Origin of the sequence: Aquimarina muelleri DSM 19832 (assembly GCF_000430665.1) — a bacterium.
Classification (GTDB): Bacteria; Bacteroidota; Bacteroidia; order Flavobacteriales; family Flavobacteriaceae; genus Aquimarina; species Aquimarina muelleri.
Genome location: NZ_AUML01000002.1, coordinates 149,821 through 173,009, shown reverse-complemented (window position 1 = coordinate 173,009; position 23,189 = coordinate 149,821). Strand labels below are relative to the sequence as shown.

Below are 23,189 nucleotides of genomic sequence, written 5' to 3'. Positions count from 1 at the left end.
TTTTCCAATTGTTCGTTTAGTATTTCAATGACAACCGGTTACATACCTATATGCCGGAGTAAAGTAGGTTTAATAAAAAGAGTTATAAAAACGAATGGCAAAATCACAACAAACTTTCAATAAGATAGAGAAAGAAAAAAAGAAATTAAAAAAAAGAGAAGATAAGCAGAAAAAGAAAATAGAGCGTAAGGCTAATTCTAATAAAGGAAATGGCTTAGATAGTATGATTGCTTATGTAGATGAAAATGGGTATCTTACTGATACGCCACCAGACCCTTCTAAGAAGAAAAAAATCAAGGCAGAAAATATTGAAATAGGAGTTCCTAAGAGAGAAAAAGAAGAGTTTGATCCTGTGCGAAAAGGAAAAGTTGCTTTTTTTAACGACTCTAAAGGATATGGTTTTATTAATGATGATGAAACGCAAGAAAGATATTTCGTACATGTTAATGGTCTGATCAATGAAGTAAAAGAAAATGATAGAGTTACTTTTGAATTAGAACGGGGTCAAAAAGGCATGAACGCAGTTCGTGTTAAAAAAGCTTAAGTATTTTACTATATTATAATAGTCATACGTTAAAACACAAAAAAGGGAGGGTTTGGTATTTTACCAAACCCTCCCTTTTTTGTGTTTTAACTTACTGATTCTTTTTGGGATACCAATCTAACTGTAAAACTTCTATAGATGGGTCTTTGGATACTAGTTTTTTAAACTTTACTACATCACTTAATCCCTCAGTTCCACGATAATGATAAGGATATACTTGTTTAGGTTTAAATTCTAATACAGCATTAGCAGCACTTTCTACAGTCATAGTGTAGGGTAGATTCATGCATACAAAAGCGATGTCTATATATTTAAGATCTCTCATTTCCCTAATATCTTCGGTATCTCCAGAAAAGTAAATGCGTTTATCCCCTAAAGTAATTACATACCCATTACCGCGCCCTTTACTGTGAAATTTTAAAGCCTCTTCACGTAGGTTATACATTGGAATAGCTTCAATAGATATCCCTTGTATCTCTTTTGTTTCCCCGTTGTTTATGATGATCAGTTGATCGGTATATTTAGCAGGAAGTTTCTCTCCAACAGCTTGAGGGACGATAATTTCGGACTTAGATAGGTCTAAACTGTCCAAGGTTTCAATATCCATATGATCTCCATGAATATCAGTAATAAGAATTAAATTGGGAGCCTTCTTGTTTTTAAAAGCTTTAGCACCTCCTGTTGGGTCAATATAAATTGTTTTTTCTTTCCATTCTAAAATAGTGGAAGCATGCATTATTGGATCTATAAGAATATCATTTACTACTTTTTTCGAAACGGTTTCTATAGTATCTGTAATTTCTTCATTAATACTATCAGACTCTTCTTTTTTTTGAGATTTACAACTCAAAAAAAAGAGACATAGAATAATAATATAAAAAGGAGAGTTTTTCATAATAGGATAGGTTTATGTATTTGTTTTTAGATTCAAAAGATAAGAATAATACTACAGATATCTTTAATGTATTATTATTGGATTAATTGTCTAACCATAATTTAACAGCCATTGCTGTAACCATTATAACTAAAAATACTTTGATTAATCCATCCCCTTTTTTAACAGACCATCTGCTGGCAATCCATCCTCCCGTTGCATTTCCAAAAGCAAGGACAAAACCATATAAGTAGTCGATTTGGTTGTTGTATGCAAATATTATTAAAGCACCAATGGTGTAGATAAAAACAACCAGAACTTTTACAGCATTAGACGTAACCAGATTCAAGTAGTTAATAGAGGTTAATGCTAATAGTATAAATATACCAACACCAGCTTGAATAAACCCTCCATAAATACCGATAAAGAAAAAAGCGATAATAGATATCCAAAGGTGTTTTCCGTTTGTTCTTTCGGCTAGGTTCTGGATGTTTACTTTAGGTTTAAATACCATAATAAGTACTACAATAATCATTATGATAGCTAAAATTTTATTAAAGGTTTCTCCTTTAACATCAATAGCAATTTGCGCTCCAATAAGAGATCCTATTAGTGCAGATATACCTAAGTATACTCCAAAAGATGTTGGTCGAATACCTTTGCTTTTAAAACCAGCTATAGAAGATATGGACTGAATAAAAATTCCAATACGATTAGTACCGTTTGCAATAGCAGGAGGAAGTCCCATAAAAATTAACATAGGTAAAGTTAGTAAAGAACCACCACCAGCAAGTGTATTAATTACCCCAGCAATAAAACCTATTATTGCTAGTATGCATAGAAGTAAATTTTCATTCATGGTATGTTATTAGGAAAAACAATAAAAGTATATTAGTTCCAAAATTAGATATTTCATTTTAAGGAGATGTTGAAAAGGTCTTAAAATATATATTTAAGACACAAAAAATATTGCTAAATAATATATTATCTATGTTAATTATAAATTATTTGGTATAACTTATTAAACTATTGTAGATTTACCTACGTAACCAAAATAGTAAATACCGTTAAAAAATTATATAAAATAATTCCCTTTTTTCAGACCTTCAAAGACCAAGGATACAATCGTTCTTTTTTTAAGGCAGATAGTATTGCTGGTATTACTGTTGGAGTGGTTCTTATACCGCAAGCAATAGCATATGCATTATTAATGGGAGTTCCTCCGATATATGGTTTATATGCTTGTTTAGTACCTTTAGTGCTTTATGCAATTTTTGGCACATCGCGACAACTAAGTATAGGTCCTGTAGCAGTTACTGCTATTTTAGTAATGAGCGGAGTAAGCCAACTAGCAGAGCCATTTACCGAAAAATTTATAGAATTAGTTTTATTTGCAGGGTTTCTTATAGGGGTATTGCAAATTATAATGAGTGTGTTGCGTATGGGGTTTTTGGTAAACCTTATTTCGCAACCTGTTATTTCTGGTTTTATTTCTGCAGCAGCAATCATTATAATAGTCTCTCAATTAGAACAGGGATTAGGTATTGAAATTCCAGATTTTAAACATACGCATCAGATCGTTTGGTATACGATTAGTCATTTTTTTGAAGTAAACTGGATTACATTAACTATTTGTGTTGGTTCAATTGTATTTATTAATATTTTCAAACAATGGAAAAGATCGTTTCCTGGAGCATTGATGGTATTGGTAATAACTACTGTAGTTGTTTATCTATTTGATTTACATAATCATGGTGTAGCTATTATTAAAGATGTACCTAGTGGATTACCTTCTTTTACAATTCCTGAAATGAGTTATGAAACAATGGTTGCATTGATGCCATCTGTATTAACAGTTACTTTTATAGGGTATGTTGGTAGTATAGGTATTGCTAAATCTATGCAAATGAAAAATAGAGATCATATTATACGCCCTAATCAGGAGTTATTTGCCTTGGGTATTGCTAAGGTTATCGGTTCGTTTTTTCAGGCAATACCATCTTCTGGGAGTTATAGTAGAACAGCAATCAACGATGAAGCAGGAGGGAAGACGGCTGTTTCTTCTATCATTACCGCGGTTATGGTATTGTTTTCTTTATTGTTTTTAACCTCTTATTTTTATTATATTCCTAAGGCAACTTTAGCAGCAATAATAATAGTATCGGTATTTGGATTAGTAAATTTTAGCGAAGCTAAATATTTATTTAAGCTTAGAAGACGAGATTTTATTGTAATGCTTATTACGTTTTTAGGAACTTTAATTTTCGGAGTAGAAAAAGGGATTCTTATAGGAGTATTATTGTCTTTTGTTTTTCTTCAGTATTATAGTGCTCGTCCACATATTGCAGAATTGGTTAATATACCAGGAACTAAGTATTATAGAAATATAAATAGATTTCCAGATGCTTTGCAATCACCAGAATATTTGATTATTCGATTTGACAACCAATTATATTTTGGTAATTCTAGTTATTTTAAAGATACTATTCTGGCATATATATCTAAACGTAAACCTACACCAAATTTTTTTATTCTGGATAATACCAATATGCATGATATGGATAGTACGGGATTACACGTGCTAGAAGATATTCAACAATATTTGGATACTTTGGGGATACAGTTATTAATGGTTGGTACTATAGGTCCTGTACGTGACTTTTTAAAAAGGTCTGGGTTTACGGATAAATTAGGAGTAGATCACTACTATTTAACAATTTCAGATGCTGTAGACTATGCTGAAAACCGTACAAAGCACGCACCAATTCATGAGGCTGCAATACAATTTAACACTAAAAGAAGATCTTTTCTGGATTGATAAAAAGATTTTTAATCCATGTTGTGGAGTTTAATTCTCCGAAGCTTGCCGCCTCGAAAGCAAAATGTATTTTCGCAAGCATACCCCCGTGAGATTGTTCTGATGTTATTGATTTGCCTATTCTTCTTCAAATAGATGTAATCGTAACCCCATACCATAATTAGTATTATTATTTTTTATAAGGTTATTAGTCGTGCTATATTTTTTATCAAAACGTTGCCATTCTCTATTTTTATAAAAAATTCTTCGTGTAAAAGTTTTATAGTTAGATATTTTGTCTGTAAAAGGTAATAAAGGTCTAAAGGTAGTAGAAACTTTAATAGTACCTTTTCTGGTTTCAATTACACTATATTTTCTGGTTTGTTGTAGTTTACCATTTTTATCAGCGTACCCTAATACTTGTATGGATACAAAAATCCCTTCTTTTGGAATAAATACTTTGTGTTCTGAAATGTCTAGTTCAAAATTAGATTTGTCTTGATCACTTACCAAAAATATAATATCATCATATGGCAATCTCTTTTCTGGAGAACCATTGTTATTAGTGTAAAATTGCATTTTAAACAAAGTAGAAAAAGAAGGGTTTCTACTAGAATTTTTATTAGAATCATCTGTTTTTATAGGTAAATAAACAGATGCTATTTTAGAGTTTTTTTTGAAATCTTTTGGAAAAAAAACAGCAATTTCAGATTCAACCGTTGGGAGCCAACACTTAAAATAATCATCATGTACTTCTGGAGGAAGTTTTTTAATTTTATACTTTCTCTTTTTTTCGGCAGTTATATATACCTCTTTCAGTTCATCAACACTCTCGGTTAATACTATTTTTTTGGGTAGCTCAGTAGTCAAAATTGCTACTTCATTATACCCAACAGAAGATATATATAAAGTATCTATATCTGGATACCATTTTTTTGAAAAACTAAAATTACCATCTGCATCAGCAAATGTACCTTTTCCATTACCAAAAGAAATTGTAGCATATGATATAGGCGTTTTTTGTATAGAATCAATAACAGTGTATGTCTGTGAATAGATTATTTGCGCAAACAATAACAGTAGGATAAAGAGCTTTTTCATAGATCATTTGGGGGATTACAAAAAACTAAAATAATGAAATATATTCACAATTGAAGTTGTTTTTATACTAAAGAGAGTTTGTAGATAAGCTATATGTTACTTGTTTTTATTTTTTTTTCTAGATATATAAAATAATATACGAGACTAAGTTATTTGTTTTTAGTTAATTATAAGTTTTGTATTAAATGCTTTATGTAAATCTGTTAGATGTTTGGTTGTTTAGGTAATTAGATCTTTTAGTGAATCTCTTTTAAGTTTTTTTCTTTCATTACGTTGTATATAGTTCTGAGTAATATTTACATAATAATTTCGATTTGATTATGTGTTGTTTGATAAAACATGTTTTATTATTATGTTAAGCCTTATGATGCTATTTAAGGGATAGTAGTAGAAATGATTTACATTTGGGTCTTTTATCATATAGAGGTTTGAAGATTGTAATTTTTGAGTGTGAAAAACGTATGAAAAAGGCTGTTTATTATATGCTTATTAGTGCTGTATGTTTTACAGTAATGAATTTATTAATAAAGTATCTGTCTCATTTTGGAGGAGGGCAGTTGGTATTATTTCGGGCATTTGGTTCTTTGTTATTTACGATGTCATTTTTGTTATGGCATAAAATTCCTATGTTAGGTAATCAAAAAAAGTTGTTATTGTATCGTGGATTGGCAGGAGTAACTTCTATGGGGTTGTTTTTTGCTTCGGTACAGTATTTGCCAATAGGTTCGGCAGTATCTTTGCGATATTTATCTCCTGTTTTTGCGACTATTCTTGCAGTATTTTTCCTTAGAGAGCGTGTAAAACTTATACAATGGTTTTTCTTTTTAATGGCTTTTGTAGGGGTATTGCTAATTAAAGGTTTTGATCCTAATATAAATTCTTTCGGTTTACTATTAGTCCTAAGTTCGGCTATTTTTAGTGGGATGGTTTATGTACTGATCAATAAAATAGGAGCTAAAGATCATCCTGTAGTAATTGTAAACTATTTTATGTGGGTGTCGGTTGTTGTAGGGGGATTTTTGTCTGTATTTGATTGGATTACACCTGTGGGAGTGGAGTGGTTGTATTTATTTAGTTTGGGTGTTTTTGGATATTTCGGGCAACTATTTATGACTAAAGCTTTTCAATCACAAGTAACTAATAAAATAGTATCTCTTAAGTATATTGAGGTTGTTTTTACTATGATTGCAGGAAGTTTTTGGTTTGCAGATGTATATCCTTTTTTAAGTATAATAGGTGTATTACTCGTTATAATAGGACTGGTTCTTAATGTTTTTTATAAGAGGTAAGATATTGTTTGTATTAGTAGGTTATTGTATCTTACCTCTTATGTTTCTTTACTAAGAAAAATCTTCTTTTAGAAAGAACATCAATTTTGATTTATCCGTAAAGCTTTTAATAGTTATAATATCTCCGGTAAGCTTATTATAAATAACTTGGACAAATAATAAATCTACATAGAAAAAAGAATAGTAAAAATCACGATTTTGATCATTGATCGAAAAAAGATGAATACCTCTATCCCAGATGTTATGATATTTTGTATCTAATTGTAGGGAGTTAAACTGTTGCTCATGTGTAATTTTACGCATAGGGTATCAATTTTATAGTTTTGGGACTTTAAAACTACGGAAAAACCGTAATATAAACAAATAAAATATTCATAAAATACTGATAAGCAGTGTTTTCTTACAAAAAACAGGGTATGCAAAGCTATTGTTTTTAGGATTTGCTTTATAAAATTATAATAGTAGTATTATAAAACAGGGAGTATTTTTTAATCCGCATTGTGGGGTTTAATCCTCCGAGGCTTGTCTCGAAAACAAAATATATTTTCGGAAGCATACCTCGTGATTTTGCTCTTGAGGTTATGGATTATCTGTAAATAAAAAGGTATAATTATCCTAACGCACTATTCAAATCTCCATGCAATAAATCGACTTTGTTTATTACCATGACTCATTTCAATAGTTCTGTGTTCTACTTTTAGTTTATTTAATTGCTTGTATAATTTTATTAAATTTTCTTTTTTAGAAACCAAAGAAGTAAACCAACCTACCTGAGTTTTAAAAGCTACACTTTGTTTAATCATTCGTTTAATAAATAAAGTTTCTCCACCATTACACCATAGTTCGTTAGCCTGTCCGCCAAAGTTAAGTTCCAAAGATTTAGATACCTGTAGGTTTTTTAGTTTCTGTAATGTTCCTTTAGAGGCGATCTCTTTAGAAGCATGAAAAGGAGGGTTGCACATGGTAAAATGATAATACTCTCCAGAAAGTATAATGCCTTCAAAAATATGAGCATTATCCTTTTGGTGTCGAATTTCTATTTTATCTTTTAAATCAGGTGTTGCATTTACATTTGCTAAAGCAGAAGTAACAGCAATAGTATGAATATCTGCACCAACCATATTCCAACCATAGATTTGGGCTCCTAGTATAGGGTAAATACAGTTGGCCCCAACACCAATATCAAGCCCTTGTATTTTGGATAAATTAGTATTCTTATCCAATAAGTCTGCGATATGATGTATATAATCTGCTCTTCCTGGTATCGGTGGGCACAGATAATGCTTAGGGATATTCCAGTCGGTAATATGATAGTAGTGCTTTAAAATAGCTTTATTAAGTTCTAGAACAGCTCTGTTATCTGCAAAATCAATAGTTTTAGTACCATAAGTATTTACAAAAATATAAGGTGCTAAAGCAGGATGTGTAGTATGTAAAGCTTCAAAATCGTATGGAGAATTATGTATATTGTTTGGATGCAAAATATAATACGGTTTTTAATAGATTTAGGCAGTAAAGATATAGACATTTTGATACAAGTGCTTCATCTTTGTTTTCAAACAAGAAAAAGTAGTAGCATTCTCATAAATTATTTTTCCTAGTGTCGAAAAACGAAACTTCTGTGCTGTAATATTGTAGATTATTAATTTATAACAATAATATAGTATGTCAAAGCAAAATTATGACGTAAAGTTAGCCGTATTAGAAGCAATACCTCAGGAGGAGGTGAAAAAACCAAAAAATCCTATAGATGTCTATTTACAGGAATCTGAAAATCTCTTTATCTGGGCACAAGAGGATAAAAAACAATTAGTAAATACAGGTCTAGATTGGAATGTTTATGTATTAGATCTACCAATTCGCACAGGCGCATGTCGATATGCACAAGCCGTTTGGATGAAAGAACGATATAGCCAAGAGGAAGCTGCCAAAGAGTGGAAAGAAGAAGCTCCCAAGGCATATACATTTAGAAACGATTTATTGGCTGATTTTCGATTTGCATTTCGCAGGCGTTCTGATTTATTAGCAAGAGTACGTGCCATTGCAGATGGCGAAGGAGATGCAGATATGATACAAGATTTAATGGATATTAGTGTATTGGGTAAAGCAAATACCACCGAGCTACAAGCAGTTAAATATGATCTTACCCGTTTAGATCTTGCTGCACAAATGTCTAACGATCTGGCAGAACTACTGGCCAAAGCTAACGGAGCTACTATGGATAACTCTAAAGCCAAAGAACTAAGGGACAGAGCGTATACACACCTTAAAGAAGCCATGACCGAGATTAAGGAAACTGGTAAATATGTATTCAGAAAGAATCCAGAACGGTTTAAAGGGTATATTAGTAGGTATAAAAGATAGAAAACCCTTGCTATTACTAGCCCGCGGAGTAGGTAAGGTGGGGCGCGCCACGCGCCCGCCTCTCCCATGCCCGCGGGTTGGTTATTTATACCCGCGCTCGGGTAAACCATGTCCGCGGGCGACCAAAAGTACTCCGCGGGAGATTGACCACCCCACGCGCCTTGGAGTTCTACCTCCGCGCTCGACCAAAAGTACTCCGCGCCCGGGTCAACCATGTCCGCGCTTACATAAATATATTCCGCGCTTGTAATTTTTATGGCAGGGAACAGGTTTTTATAGGAAAGGATGGACTTCGAGAGCCTCAGTCCACTCGAATTATTGAACCTCACAGTCGATCAATTTCCGAAGGGGGAGGTACTCGAATCCCTGAGTTGGATGAACACTAGTAGGATGAACTTCGAGAGCCTAAGTCCACGCGAATTATCGAACCTCGCAGTCCACCAATCTCCGAAGGGTGAGGTACTCGAACCCTGAGTTGGATGAACATTAGTAGGATGAACTTCGAGAGCATCAGTCCACCGATGGTAATAAATAAAAACCAAAATAGTATCTGCAATAAGGGTTTCCGTAATGACTTGTATAGGATTAATTATTATATTGCCTGTATGTTTAATCTACCCTAGGATTTAATTAACCAACAATGATTAAAAAACTTGGATACGCTACGTATCAACCTCTTACTATTTACTGTATATTAAAATTAAATATGGATCTGCCTTTAGATATGTCTAATAAAATAAAGACTACGCTATGAGTATGTTATTTAACGAAGACTCTAGAGTTAAAATCTCTTCAATGAATTTTTTTACTAAAAAAGAATTTGAATTATTAGATCGATATAAAGGAAAGACGTGTGATAGAACTATTCCCGAATTCGCTAATGTATACAACGTTTTGTCTAATGCTTATACAAAAGTAGAAGAATGGGCTAATCTTATTAAAGACTCCTTGGTTAAGGATGGAGTTATTAGGATTAGGAAAAAACCAACAAGTCAAGCCAGTAAATTTGATGGATATCTATGGGCAAAAATATATCCGACTAAAACAGATTTGGATGATAAATGGTTGGCAATAACAGTTGGTTTAGATGATGATTTCCATTTTGATCTAAAGATAGATACGGTTGGACTTAAAAATCATCAAGACTTAAGAAAGAGCTATGAGAAGTATCGCGGAGATTTTTACAATTCTGAGATTGTCATACGCTATAGTTTCGATGAGATTGCCGATTGGGATGAATTGATAAGAAAAAGTACAGAAGCAATCATAAAATTGACGAAACTGTATCCAGAAGTTAAAGCATTAAAATCTGATATAGAAACAAAAATAAGTATGGATACATTAGATGAAAAAGAGGCATTTAACACAAAAACACCTGTAAACCAAATCCTATACGGCCCTCCCGGAACAGGGAAAACATATAGTTTACAAAAAGATTTTTTTCCTAAATATACATCTAAAGAAACATTGATTACAAAAGATCACTTTTTTAGGAGCATTATATCAGAATGCTCCTGGTGGCAGGTAATCGCAATAGCTTTGCTAGATTTAAAAAAAGCAAAAGTAGCAGACATCAAGAACCATCTTTGGGTCAAGCAAAAAACAGAGTTATCTACTACTGAATCTGTAAGTCCTATTCTTTGGGCGCAATTGCAAAGTCATACTATTGAAGATTGCGAATATGTAAAAGTCAGATCGAGACAATCTCCTGCAATTTTTAGTAAAACGAAAGACTCTTATTGGGAAATCTTAGAAGAAGAAGTGAAGGAACAAGTTCCTGAGTTATTCGACTATATAGATAAGGTAAAAAACTTTGATCCAGATCCTGATAAAATAATTAAGCGATACGAATTCACTACATTTCATCAATCCTTCTCTTATGAAGATTTTATCGAAGGAATTAAACCTGTTATGATCTCTGATAAAGATATTGCTTCTGAATTGCAATATCGTATTGAAGATGGAGTGTTTAAAAAACTCTGTAATGATGCGAGAAAAGATCTAAACAATAGATACGCAATTTTTATTGATGAGATCAATAGGGGAAATGTATCTCAGATTTTTGGAGAATTAATTACACTCATCGAACCAGATAAAAGAGAGGGACAGCCCAACGAAATGTTTGTTCAATTGCCATATTCTAAAAAAGAATTCTCAGTACCTCCAAATTTAGATATTTATGGTACGATGAACACCGCAGATCGATCTGTAGAAGCATTAGATACTGCGTTACGCAGACGTTTCTCTTTTGTAGAAATGATGCCAAGACCAGAGCTATTAAGCCCTTCTGCTATGTATTGTAGATTACTTTGGAAATATGAAAAAGTTGATTGGGAGGATACAGAATATAAAAACAAAGAAAAAGAACTGTTTGATTTCTTTGGAGGAGAACTTCATGAGAAAAGAAAAGGAATTTGGAAAAATATGAAAAAGGAGAAAAACCCAAGCGAGCTTTCATATTTTGATGGTTATAAATTTACTGAGATAAATCTACAATCAATATTAGAAACTATTAACCAAAGAATAGAGACACTAATAGATAGAGATCATATCATAGGGCATTCCTATTTTATGGATATACATTCTTTAGAAGAGTTAACCTTTGTTTTTAAGGATAAAGTGATTCCTTTATTACAAGAATATTTTTATGGAGATTATGGCAAGATTGGGTTGGTGTTAGGAAAAGGGTTTGTAGGGTATATTAAACCTAAAGAAGATCTATTCCCGACATTTGAATATCAAGGTAGAGACCAGTTAAATGAGGGGTATTATAAATTGATTCCTATAGATGAGAATTTTAAAATAAAAGAAGCAATAGATACGCTATTAAACGTAAAAAATAAAGCTACTAATAAAAACTAAAATGTCAGTCTGAGGTCAAAGTCAATTACACTTCAGCTCAGTGTGACATCATAATTAAACTTATTGAAAAATCAAAAAACTATAACTGTATATGAGCATCAACGACTATTTGTTGGAGATAATGGATTTAAAGAGCATCATTTAAGAGCTTTACTAAAACTTAACGAGTATCATGAATTTACCTATTTTGATGCGATTGCCAATGGTATTAAATTCAAGCAATATGTAGGCGTCATACAGGTAAACGGGTTTATTATAGAAATACACCCCAAAGCAGATAAAAATGATGAGGATAGTAACTGGCAAGATGTTTTATTACAAATGTTGCAAGCTTGTGGACGGTTAAAAGCGAGTAGTGCAGGATATGCAAATGTAAACAAGGGCCACCTTAATTTGTTGGATGTGTATTTTGAGTTATTCCTTAATGAGTTGAGTCAGTTACTACATAGAGGATTAATTAAGCAATACCGTAAGCAAACAGCCAATGTAAAAACGTTAAAAGGAAAACTGGAATTCGCAGGTAATGTACTTCATAATCTGGTGCATAAAGAACGTTTTTATACTACGCATCAGGTGTATGACAAAAACCATATCTTACATCAAGTGTTGTATAAAGTATTAGAAATTGTAGCACAATTTAGTAAGGGAACATTTTTATATGATTATTGTCAACGAGTACTATTACATTTCCCAGAGGTAAAGAGGATAACAGTGACCAAGAAACAACTGGATCAAATTAAATTAAACCAAAAAACAGCACCATATATTAATGCTTTAGAACTAGCCAAGCTGATAATCCTTAACTATTTCCCAAGTATTTCAGGAGGTCAAGAGAAAATGATTTCTCTGTTATTCGATATGAATAAGCTTTGGGAGGAGTATATATTGGTTCAGTTGCAAGACTGTTGTAATAAAAAGTATCCTTATTTAAGGGTAGAAGGACAGCAAACAAAAGGATTTATAGGAGCTAATTATTTGCGACCAGATATAGTAATCACAGATAAAAGAACAGATCAGGTATGTGTTATAGATACGAAATGGAAGATCGCAACTAATGACAAAACAAGTGTACAGGATATGCGACAGATATATACGTATGCCCGATTTTGGAAAGCAAAAAAGGTGATGTTATTATATCCTGGTAATAAAACCAGTAGTAATTTTAGAAATTTTGAAAACGAATTTGATGACCCAAAACATCAATGTAAAATAGGGTTTGTTTTCGTATTAGATGATATGAATAAATTAGATACCAATATTGCTCAAAATATTATAAGCCAATTAGAAATATAGTAGAAAATGTAAACATAAATGGACAAAAGATGTCTATGAGTCTAGGAATAATTAATTCCCCATTCTCCGAACCCTGAGGTTACTCGAAGGGTGATACTAGTAGGATGAACTTCGAGAGCCTAAGTCCACTCGAATTATCGAACCTCGCAGTCCACCAATCTCCGAAGGGGGAGGTACTCGAATCCCTGAGTTGGATAAAGTAAGAAAATAATACTAGTGATATTTTACTTAGTTTTGTGTAGTATTTACATAAAACCTACAAATATCATGATAACCGTACAAAAATTATTTTTAAAAGAATCGTTAGGAAACACCTTGCGCGAAGTAGACAGTTTTGAGGTTACTAAAAAAGGTATTGTGGGAGCAAAAGTGGCTTTGCCACAACGGCATATTTTGATTTTAACGACTGAGATAATAGAAAGATTTGATTTAGAACCAGGAGACCTTAAAGAAAATATAATAATCGATGGTTTGGATATACATGCACTATCCTCAGGAACAGTAATACAAATAGGAGAGGTGCAAATACGTTTAACCTATCATTGTGAACCTTGCAAGCAAATAAAAGATGTAGTAGCTCTTAAAAAAATAGAGCACCAACGTGGTTATTTAGGTACGGTGCTTAATAAAGGAGAAATAAAAATAGGGGATACGCTTACCGTATTAGATATTACCTATGATAGTATACCGTATACTATAAAAGATAGAATTATGTGGTATTTGGATCAGCAGAAAAACCCTGTGAGTATAAAAAAACTTGCTTATGAGATTAGTGTGTCTCCTTCGTATTATAGGGCTATCCCGAATATGTTAAAAAAAATGGATCCTAAGTATATGGATTTAGTCAATTATCCTTCCAAAAATAAGCAACCATCTTTGTTCGATTAGGTAAATTCTATATATTAAGGTTTTGTAATGTCAGTCTGAGCTTGTTGAAGACCAATAAATCTACATTGTGATACTATAAAAGTTTTTTCTTAGCTAAACGATATAGTTTAGAAATCTTAATAAAAAATATATTTATACTTTGACATAATCTGGTTGATCTGTATAATTTTGGTGAAATATGAATTATTATGTTTAATTTTATGAAGCTTTTTTAGTAATTATAGAACTCTTTATATCGTTTTTTTATGATACCCAATAGAGTTTAATAACTCGTCTGTTTCGGCTATTAAAATATCAGAAAGCTCTTCTAATATTTTTTCATTAGTAGTATAATTAGACAGTTTATATGCAAAATGGTACTCTTCTTCTACCCAAGTATCAATACCAGCTTCATTATGTTGTGCTTGTGCTTCGATTTTATCTAATGCATGGGCAACTCTGGATTCTATAGTTTCATTTTTTTCGTATTCCCACCACAAATCATAAAAACTTTCTCCTATCAGAGAAGGGAGTTTAGTTTTTATTTTTTCTATAGCTTTTATTTCATTAATCTCTTTTAACTTTTTTATTTGCTCACTTTTTACGGACTCTGTTATTGGAATATCCCCAGCATAAATTTCGACCAGATCATGTACAATAATAATCTTAAGAAATCGCTCTACATTAATCTTTTGTTTTAGATATGGTTCTACCATTAATGCTAATAAAGACATACGCCATACGTGTTCTGCAACACTTTCAGTTCTACCATCAGACAAATAACTATGCCGTAATTCTGTTTTTAATTTTTCGGAGTCTGCCAGAAAATTTCTTAATAAAAAGGCGATGTTATTTTTCATTTTTTTTCCATTTTATATATCCGTAGATAGATTGTATCATATACACCAAAAATAAAAATGCTGAAGAATAAATATCTTTATATATAAAATAAGTTATCCACAATAAATTTACTATTACCCAGATTACATATCCGATTTTATTTTTGTTAATCACTAATTGTCCTCCGATAAGACTACCAAAAGCCAGTACCCAAGATAAGTTATCTATATTCATATTGTTTTTGGTATGGAGAATGTTGTTTTTGCGGCGCTTATAAAGTCTGGTTTATGTCCTAATATTTTTTCGGTATTGTTTAAAGAATGTTGCCAGATATTTTTAAATGTATCTTCTTCCATATCTAGCATATTCATATGTGCTAAATGAAGGGTTTCTGCCGGGCTTTCTTTCATTTCCCACTCATATTGGGGCTTTTGTTTTACCCGAAAAGCTATTTCGGTAAAAGGAGTTTGTCTTGTTTTAGGAAAAAAAGAAAAAGAACCAAATCCAGTTACCCAAGATAATTTGTCTTCTACTTTAACTCTAAATCCAAAACATTGAAAATCTTGGTACTCTGTTTTTATAGTAATTATGTTTTTACAGTTTTCGAGTGTTTGTATTAAGGAGCATAAGTCATATACGGTTCTTACTGTAGGAAACACAAGAGATACTGTAGATATCTCTTCTTTTTGGATGTAATATTCTATAGCTTCATCTATTTCTTTTGTAGTATACGAACATAAAATTTTATGTTCCCATTCATAATTATCAGGTTTTCTTGCAGCAATAGATGAAAATGCGCATCCTGCTTTACCTCTTTTATGAAATACAAGTTGTTTTTTGATGATTTGTTCTTTGTTCATTAGTGTACTATATATAATATGGGTTAATAAATTTTATTAGATATATGTTTAAAAAATAGAATTACCCTCCACACATTAGACAATCATCCTCTTCATTATTGTTTTTAGATTGTTGGATTAATGCTTGATACTCGTGTATAGAAATTGCTTCTTGATATGGATTTGTTTGTGTTGTAATCTGTTTTTTGTTTTCACTTTTTAGTGTAAACTTAATGGCATCTACTGCAGATTTTGTTCTTAAATAGTACATTCCTGTTTTTAAGCCACTTTTCCATGCATAAAAATGCATCGAGGTTAGTTTTGCCATAGTTGCACCTTCCATAAAAAGGTTTAAAGATTGTGACTGATCGATAAAATACCCTCTGTGGCGAGACATATCGATAATATCTTTCATACTCAGTTCCCAAACAGTTTTATATAACTCTTTTAAATCCTGTGGTATGATATCTATATTTTGTACCGATCCATTTGCTCGCATAATAGCATCTTTAAGCGAGTCGTTCCACAACCCTAATTTCACTAAATCTTCTAGTAAGTGTTTGTTCACTACGATAAATTCTCCTGATAATACTCGTCTGGTATAAATATTACTAGTATATGGTTCAAAAGCTTCATTGTTACCTAGTATTTGAGAGGTAGATGCTGTTGGCATTGGTGCTACTAATAAGGAGTTACGAACACCGTTTTTAAGCACTTGTTTTCGTAGCTTATCCCAGTCCCATCTACCACTTAATTCCTCATCTTTTAATCCCCATAGGTTATATTGAAACTTTCCTTTAGAAATAGGGGATCCTTCATAACTTTGATAAGGGCCATCCTCTTTGGCTTCTTCCATCGATGCGGTAACTGCTGCAAAGTATAAGGTTTCAAAGATTTCTTGGTTTAACTTCTTTGCCCCATCACTAGTAAATGGTAATCGCAATTGTATAAATGCATCTGCTAATCCTTGTACTCCTAATCCTATTGGACGATGGCGCACATTAGAGTTTTCTGCTTCTTTTACAGGATAGTAATTACGATCGATTACTCTGTTTAGGTTTTTAGTTACTCTTTTGGTTATCCTAAATAATTCCTTATGATCAAACTCTCCGTTTTTTACAAACATAGGTAATGCAATAGAGGCTAGATTACAAACAGCTACTTCATCTGGGCTGGTATATTCTAAAATCTCGGTACATAAGTTAGAAGAACGAATAGTACCTAAATTTTGCTGATTAGATTTACGATTAGCAGCATCTTTGTATAGCATATATGGAGTACCGGTTTCGATCTGAGATTCTAGTATTTTTTCCCATAACTCTCTCGCCTTTATAGTTCTTCGCCCTTTTTCTTCTGCTTCAAAACGAAGATAAGCTTCTTCGAATGCATCACTATGTATATCAAATAGTCCAGGGCACTCATTAGGACACATTAATGTCCATTCTGCATCATCTTGTACTCGTTTCATGAATAGATCTGGGATCCACATGGCATAAAACAAATCTCGTGCTCGCATTTCTTCTTTACCATGGTTCTTTTTAAGATCTAAGAAATCAAAAATATCTGCGTGCCATGGCTCGATATAAATAGCAAAGGCTCCTTTTCGATTTCCGCCTCCCTGATCTACATAACGAGCTGTATCATTAAACACTTGTAACATAGGTACAATACCGTTAGATTTACCGTTGGTTCCTGCAATATAGGATCCTGTAGCTCTAACATTATGAATAGATAACCCTATACCTCCTGCAGATTGCGAAATCTTAGCGGTTTGTTTTAAAGTATCATAAATGCCATTTATACTATCATCTTTCATGGTTAATAAAAAGCAGGATGACATTTGTGGCTTTGGTGTACCAGCATTGAATAAAGTAGGAGTGGCGTGTGTAAAATATTTTTTAGACATTAGCTCATACGTCTCTATTGCTGCATCCAAATCATTAAGATGAATTCCTATAGAAACCCGCATTAGCATATGCTGTGGACGTTCTGCAATTTCACCGTTAATCTTAAGTAAATAAGAACGTTCTAATGTTTTAAAACCAAAATAATCATATCCAAAATCCCTATTATAAATAATGGTAGAATCTAGTTTTTCTTTGTTAGCTGTGATAACATCATATACATCATCTGCAATCAGAGCTGCTTTTTTACCGGTTCTGGAGTTTACATACTCATAAAGATCGGTAACTACCTCTGAGAATGTCTTTTTTGTGTTTTTATGTAAATTAGAAACAGAGATACGAGCTGCTAGCTTTGCATAATCAGGATGTGTTATGGTCATGGTTGCAGCTATTTCTGCAGTCAGGTTATCCAGTTCGCTTGTCGTTACACCATCATACAATCCTTCTATCACTCGCATAGCTACCTTTACAGGATCTACTAAGGAGTTAAGTCCATAACATAATTTTCTTACCCTAGCGGTAATCTTATCAAACATAATAGGCTCTTTACGACCATCTCTTTTTTTTACTTGCATCTTGTGCTATTTGGTTAATTAGTTATTGGAAACGAATTTCGCTATTAAATAGAATATAGATTTATGTTATAAACATCTAATATTTAGGGGTTATCCGTAAAATAGTGTTTTTGTTTTTTTATATAAAATTAAACTGTTGATGTGCAATTTTTTATGTCGAAATAAATCTGAGCTAAATTATATATTAGAACAGAGTTAAATATTTGTTAACTGATTTTGAAAATATATGTATTTATAACTATTAGCTTTTATCATATGTAGCTATAATTTAAACAATGATAAAAGTTATTCAGTGTAGTATACCTCGCTTTAAAAATTTTACTTTTAGTGCTTTTTGTAAAAAAACTAAAATATCAATAAAAACACTTAATGGTAAATTAGCTGCCATCTTGGGGTTGATGAAAGTGTACTTAGACTGTTATTTATTAGAAGGTAGTAAAACAAGACAAATCTTGATATATAGTCAAAATTGAATTTTCTAAAAACAATAATATGGTATTACATTTTTTATATAGTATTTTTTGTTAATTGGTTAATAATTATCTAAAATTATCTAAAAAAAATTAAAAAGGAGATTGTTTTTTGAATTTTTCAAAAAAAAATTAACTATATGTAGTGGAGTATAACTAAAAAGTGATGAGTAGAATTTGGTATTTCTATATACATAATTTGGTGTTAATTATGTATCATTTTTAAGGTTTAAAAAGAACTTTATATTGCTTGGTTTATGATATGTTAAAAACTTGTTTTTACTTTCTAATAAAAATGTGATTTCTTTGCATCGGGAAAAAACAATCATATTGGAACATCAGGAAAAGGAGCATTTAAAAATTTATACTCGATATAATTTTTTTAATAAAACATATTGTGTTTTTAAAGGAGTTTCATTACGAGAAATATCAAGAAGAAAGCCAAATTATAGAAGTGAATCTGGGAGTACTTATTATTATACGAAATTAGGAGTTTACAGATTATCTAATCATTGGGGTAGAGCAGCAAAATGTCAATGGCGTTTGGTATCTGATTTACCAGCAGAGATAGATGATCTAAGATTAGGTTTTGCAAATTGGGAAGATTTTAGAGAGAATCTGGATCCAGATGTAGATGCATATTATATTTCTGTAGATTTTGAAACTAAAAAAGTGAGTTATATGCACAAAGATAACCCAGATTATGATACAGAAGCTGTGTTAAGACCTGCAGATGCTACTCGCAAGCTTATTAAACAAATTAAGAACTTATTAGAAACTCATAAATGGGCTAAATATTATGATTATGAGGACCTAGAAGAGTTTCGAGAAGAAGTGATAACGAGGTTAATTAATAGTGATATCACTTTAAATGAGTTACGACGTGAGCTAGTATAAAGTGTAATCCAAATAGATAATATCAAAAAAAGGGATAAAAACTAATAATAGTTTTTATCCCTTTTTTTGATATTAAACAATATATTAAATTGTTTAGTTAGAAGAAAGCATCGAGAAAAACTTATCCATATTTGGTAGTAAAACAATTCTTGTACGTCTGTTAATAGACATATTCTCTTTAGTATCATTTTCTACTAAAGGCTTATAACTACTTCTTCCTGATGCGATTAATTTAGCAGGATCAACAGAGTACTTTGATTGTAGTTTTCTAACAATAGACGTAGCTCTTTTTACACTTAAATCCCAGTTGTCTTGTACAACAGCATTACTGATAGTTCTAGAATCTGTATGACCTTCTACCATAACTTCTAAACTTGGCTCAGAATTAATAAGATCAGCTAGTTTTTTTAATATACTATCTGCTTTATTGCTAATTCTATAACTCCCACTATTAAATAACATTTTATCTGATATAGATATCATCACTACTGTATTATCTATGTCAATAGAAATGTCTTCATCATTTTTTATGTCATCAGATAATGATTTTTTCAAATTATGTGATACAGCAAGGTTCATAGAGTCTTTTAATGACGTTGCACCTTGTAGTTTTTGTTGATCAACCCTGGTTAAGGTTTGCTTCATTTTTTCTTTAGTTTTGTTAGATATTGCTACAATATCATCTACCATTACCATTTTTTCATCGTTTTCTTGTGTCAACGAATTAATTTTTGCGTTATAGTCTGCTACTCTGGATTCTATTTTAGCAAATTTACCTTCTAATTCTTCTTTTTCTACTGTAGTTTTTTGTAAAGTACTTTGCGTGTTCTGTAATTCTTGCTCTAAAGCAACATACTTTTTCTTGGATACACAGGATGTCATAATTAATACTCCGGACACCGCAACTAGTGTTAATGATCTTTTCATGGTTATTCAATTAATTATTAGTTGTTACTTTAACTACAAGACATTTTATTTATTGTGATGTTGTTTATTAATATTTTCTTATCAATGTCTTAAAAAATGTTAAATGAATAGAAGCGGATATTACTTTATAAAAATATTGTAATGTAATTAAATTCATAAAGGATCAATAAAATGTTGATAGTCAAAATACAAGGTATTTTTTGGAAATATATTTTTCATTATTAATGTATTAATTAATTATATGTTGTAATAACACATTACTTTTGCAGTTCTTTAATAAAAAAATATTTATGCCAACAATTCATATCTATTTAATTAATAAAATATATAATAATTGATGTTTTTGAGTAATAAAAAGCTTGTAACTACTTTCTTTATTTTCTTATCATTTGTTAGTATCTCTGCACAAGAAATATTAGAGCAAAAGGAAAGTATAGTAGTAGAGCATAAAAAAATAGTAGTGCAAGGTAGAATAGTATGTTTACCTATATATCCAAAAAATTATAATTACCTTCCAGAGAATGAGATTAGTGATGATTTGTTAGTTGAAAACATGGAAGAATTCACTACGAATTGGGATAATCAACAGTTTAATCCGTATTGGGGAGAACAACTTACTTTTCCTTTTCAGTTAGAGTTTCAGGATGAAGATTTTTCATCTCCGGTGGATGGTAACATGGTAGTTACTTCTCGATATGGATGGAGAAGAGGAAGACCTCATCAAGGAATTGATATTGATTTGCATATTGGGGATAGTGTAAAATCTATTTTAGATGGAAAAATACGATATGTTGGATATCATGGAGGGCATGGTAATACAGTAGTAGTTAGACATCATAATGGTTTGGAGACTGTGTATGCACATCTTTCACAAATTTTAGTGAAAGAAAATGAAGATATTAAAAAAGGACAGACTATAGGAAAAGGAGGTGTTACTGGAAATGCAAGAGGAAGTCATTTACATCTTGAAGTGCGTTATAAAGGTAAAAGTATTAATCCAGAATATCTATTTGAGTTTACTAGTGATAATAAAGTTAGATCTGATGTTCTTTTTGTAACAAAAAAATGGGCTACTCCTAGATACCATAAATCTACTCGAAAAAGTAATATAGTACTACACAAGACGATAGAAGATATTGCAAAAATAGAAGAAGAGCAACAAAAAATTTATACAGTACGAAAAGGGGATACCTTAAGCAGGATAGCAAATAAATATGGCTTAGCTATTGCAGAGATTTGTAAAACTAATGCGCTAAGATCTAGTTCGGTACTAAAAATTGGGCAACAAATAATTATAAATTAAAATATTTTTTACAGTAGTACTTATTATCCATTTTTCATTTCTGGGTTATTCATGTATTTGTAAATCATCTCTAGTAAATGACTTTTGTTATAAGGTTTTAATATGTAATCATTTAAACCAGCTTGTACAATTTGTCGGTTTAATTGAGTAACATCTACTGCGGATAAAGCTATTATAGGGACTTTTGTATTAAATTCACGTATTCTTTTTGTGGTTCCAATACCATTTAGTTTTGGCATATTAATATCCATCAAAATTATATTATAGTCATTTTTTTTAACTAACTCTATGGCATCAAAACCATTATCTACAGTTGTACAATCAAAAGATTCTTTAGACAACATTTTATCGGCTATCAGAAGATTTAATTTGTTATCATCTACAATTAAAGCTTTTAAAGATGTATTAGAATAGGTGGCTTGATTTGTTTTTTTTATATCATCCGTTTGTTCTTTAAAATCAACCACGAGCAAATACTCTGATCCTTTATATGTGTTTTCTGGGATAATTATTTTTCCATTAATGGATTGAGCAAGAATATTTACAATTTTTGAATTAATACCAGTCCCTAAATAAGTTTTCTTAGTGTTTTTTACATTAATAAATTCTTGATAAATAGATTTTTTATCTTCTATAGATATTTCATCACCATCATGATTTATTTTAAAAGAAATAGTAGAAATATTATTTTTCTTCTTAAGTAGTGTCACAGAAAAATAAACATTTCCATTTTTAGTAAACCGTAAAGCATTACTCATTAAATTCATAAGTATTTGAGAAAGAATCCCAGAATCTCCATTAATCATTTTATTAATTTCAGGATCAAACTCAAAATGTAGTGTATTATCGCTATTTTCTATGGCATAGCTAAATGAGTGTATAAGGGTTTGGATAACTTCCTGTAAATTAAATAAGATGTTTTGTGCTTTAACTTCTTCAGAATTTAAAAAATTTACATGTAAAATATTATTAATTAAAGTAAATAAATAATCCCCTGAGAATTTTAATGATTTTAGATTTTTATCATTTTTTAATTCTGGATATTCATTTTCTAAAAGATTAGTTAATCCAATTATCCCATATAGAGGAGTTCTTAATTCCTGACTAAGTATTGAAATAAGATCTTGTTGTAAATCAAGCTGTTTATCTGTTTCTTGAACCAGAGATTGTAACTCGATATCTTTATTCTTAAGTTCTTTTTTAGTCTTTTTGTATTGAAACCATACAAAGAGAAGTGTTATAAATAATATAGCTCCTATAATATAATATAGCATATTGTTTTTTTAAGAACAAAATAAGAAATATAGGTATTATCTTACAAACATCATGATGTATTTTTTTACATGATTTTAATAAATTGATATATTATTATATAAAAAGCAGTAAACACTATATTTATACTAAATAAAGCATAATAAAATCGTAAATAATGTTAAAAAAGTC

At 31.1% G+C, this 23,189-nt stretch carries 20 protein-coding genes; 9 read left to right on the top strand and 11 right to left on the bottom strand.

The window, feature by feature from the left end; translation table 11 throughout:
• Positions 1-94 precede the first annotated feature (94 nt).
• Complete coding sequence (locus H527_RS0102095; RefSeq protein ID WP_027411175.1) at positions 95-544, top strand: cold-shock protein; 450 nt, start codon at positions 95-97, stop codon at positions 542-544.
• 91 nt (positions 545-635) lie between these two features.
• Here the strand turns inward: H527_RS0102095 and H527_RS0102090 are convergent, their stop codons facing one another.
• Together H527_RS0102090 and H527_RS0102085 are read right to left on the bottom strand one after the other, a co-directional pair.
• Positions 636-1,439 carry an MBL fold metallo-hydrolase gene (locus tag H527_RS0102090; protein ID WP_027411174.1) on the bottom strand — a complete coding sequence of 268 codons (804 nt, stop codon included), beginning with the start codon at positions 1,437-1,439 and terminating at the stop codon, positions 636-638.
• An 82-nt stretch (positions 1,440-1,521) separates the two neighbouring features.
• Positions 1,522-2,277, bottom strand: coding sequence for a sulfite exporter TauE/SafE family protein (locus H527_RS0102085; protein ID WP_027411173.1), 756 nt, complete (start codon positions 2,275-2,277; stop codon positions 1,522-1,524).
• 195 nt (positions 2,278-2,472) lie between these two features.
• Between H527_RS0102085 and H527_RS0102080 the strand changes: the two genes are divergently transcribed.
• Complete coding sequence (locus H527_RS0102080; RefSeq protein ID WP_308427870.1) at positions 2,473-4,236, top strand: SulP family inorganic anion transporter; 1,764 nt, start codon at positions 2,473-2,475, stop codon at positions 4,234-4,236.
• 117 nt (positions 4,237-4,353) lie between these two features.
• Here H527_RS0102080 and H527_RS0102075 read toward each other — a convergent pair whose 3' ends face one another.
• Positions 4,354-5,316, bottom strand: a complete 963-nt coding sequence (locus H527_RS0102075) for a carboxypeptidase-like regulatory domain-containing protein (RefSeq protein ID WP_027411171.1) — start codon at positions 5,314-5,316, stop codon at positions 4,354-4,356.
• Between the two features lie 461 nt (positions 5,317-5,777).
• Here H527_RS0102075 and H527_RS0102070 point away from each other — a divergent pair, with 461 nt between their 5' ends.
• Positions 5,778-6,605: a DMT family transporter gene (locus H527_RS0102070; protein ID WP_229809225.1), complete on the top strand. Its 828-nt coding sequence runs from the start codon at positions 5,778-5,780 to the stop codon at positions 6,603-6,605.
• A gap of 51 nt (positions 6,606-6,656) precedes the next feature.
• Here H527_RS0102070 and H527_RS0102065 read toward each other — a convergent pair whose 3' ends face one another.
• A complete protein-coding gene (locus H527_RS0102065; RefSeq protein WP_027411169.1) occupies positions 6,657-6,908 on the bottom strand; it encodes a hypothetical protein in 252 nt (83 codons plus the stop codon).
• Positions 6,909-7,228: 320 nt separating this feature from the next.
• Entirely contained in the window at positions 7,229-8,086 is an 858-nt protein-coding gene (gene rlmF, locus H527_RS0102060) for a 23S rRNA (adenine(1618)-N(6))-methyltransferase RlmF (RefSeq protein ID WP_027411168.1), read from the bottom strand.
• Between the two features lie 184 nt (positions 8,087-8,270).
• On the opposite strand from rlmF, the gene H527_RS21220 reads away from it, so the two are divergent.
• The 4 genes from H527_RS21220 to H527_RS21210 all read left to right on the top strand — a co-directional run bounded on the left by H527_RS21220 (position 8,271) and on the right by H527_RS21210 (position 14,012).
• On the top strand, positions 8,271-8,969 hold the full coding sequence (locus H527_RS21220; protein ID WP_035087206.1) for a hypothetical protein: 699 nt from the start codon (positions 8,271-8,273) through the stop codon (positions 8,967-8,969).
• A 750-nt stretch (positions 8,970-9,719) separates the two neighbouring features.
• Positions 9,720-11,831 (top strand): McrB family protein, encoded by a 2,112-nt coding sequence (locus H527_RS22980; protein ID WP_051316591.1) that lies wholly within the window; start codon positions 9,720-9,722, stop codon positions 11,829-11,831.
• A gap of 63 nt (positions 11,832-11,894) precedes the next feature.
• A complete protein-coding gene (locus tag H527_RS0102045; RefSeq protein ID WP_027411167.1) occupies positions 11,895-13,124 on the top strand; it encodes an McrC family protein in 1,230 nt (409 codons plus the stop codon).
• A 267-nt stretch (positions 13,125-13,391) separates the two neighbouring features.
• The gene (locus tag H527_RS21210; RefSeq protein WP_051316590.1) at positions 13,392-14,012 is read left to right on the top strand and encodes an MOSC domain-containing protein; all 621 of its coding nucleotides are present in this window, start codon (positions 13,392-13,394) and stop codon (positions 14,010-14,012) included.
• Between the two features lie 230 nt (positions 14,013-14,242).
• Here H527_RS21210 and H527_RS0102035 read toward each other — a convergent pair whose 3' ends face one another.
• The 4 genes from H527_RS0102035 to H527_RS0102020 form a co-directional block, all read right to left on the bottom strand.
• Positions 14,243-14,851, bottom strand: coding sequence for an HD domain-containing protein (locus tag H527_RS0102035; RefSeq protein WP_027411166.1), 609 nt, complete (start codon positions 14,849-14,851; stop codon positions 14,243-14,245).
• Positions 14,841-15,065, bottom strand: coding sequence for a nicotinamide mononucleotide transporter (locus H527_RS0102030; protein WP_027411165.1), 225 nt, complete (start codon positions 15,063-15,065; stop codon positions 14,841-14,843). The genes H527_RS0102035 and H527_RS0102030 overlap by 11 nt, the downstream gene beginning before the upstream one ends.
• On the bottom strand, positions 15,062-15,691 hold the full coding sequence (locus tag H527_RS0102025) for a hypothetical protein (RefSeq protein WP_027411164.1): 630 nt from the start codon (positions 15,689-15,691) through the stop codon (positions 15,062-15,064). Before H527_RS0102025 ends, H527_RS0102030 begins: the two co-directional genes overlap by 4 nt.
• A gap of 61 nt (positions 15,692-15,752) precedes the next feature.
• Positions 15,753-18,149, bottom strand: a complete 2,397-nt coding sequence (locus H527_RS0102020) for a ribonucleoside-diphosphate reductase subunit alpha (RefSeq protein ID WP_027411163.1) — start codon at positions 18,147-18,149, stop codon at positions 15,753-15,755.
• Between the two features lie 800 nt (positions 18,150-18,949).
• On the opposite strand from H527_RS0102020, the gene H527_RS0102010 reads away from it, so the two are divergent.
• Positions 18,950-19,516, top strand: a complete 567-nt coding sequence (locus tag H527_RS0102010; RefSeq protein ID WP_051316589.1) for a hypothetical protein — start codon at positions 18,950-18,952, stop codon at positions 19,514-19,516.
• Positions 19,517-19,609: 93 nt separating this feature from the next.
• On the opposite strand, the gene H527_RS0102005 is transcribed toward H527_RS0102010, so the two are convergent.
• Positions 19,610-20,443, bottom strand: a complete 834-nt coding sequence (locus tag H527_RS0102005) for an OmpA/MotB family protein (RefSeq protein WP_027411160.1) — start codon at positions 20,441-20,443, stop codon at positions 19,610-19,612.
• A gap of 343 nt (positions 20,444-20,786) precedes the next feature.
• Here H527_RS0102005 and H527_RS21205 point away from each other — a divergent pair, with 343 nt between their 5' ends.
• Complete coding sequence (locus H527_RS21205; RefSeq protein ID WP_162143802.1) at positions 20,787-21,746, top strand: peptidoglycan DD-metalloendopeptidase family protein; 960 nt, start codon at positions 20,787-20,789, stop codon at positions 21,744-21,746.
• A gap of 23 nt (positions 21,747-21,769) precedes the next feature.
• Here H527_RS21205 and H527_RS0101995 read toward each other — a convergent pair whose 3' ends face one another.
• On the bottom strand, positions 21,770-23,020 hold the full coding sequence (locus H527_RS0101995) for a response regulator (protein ID WP_027411158.1): 1,251 nt from the start codon (positions 23,018-23,020) through the stop codon (positions 21,770-21,772).
• Positions 23,021-23,189 lie beyond the last annotated feature (169 nt).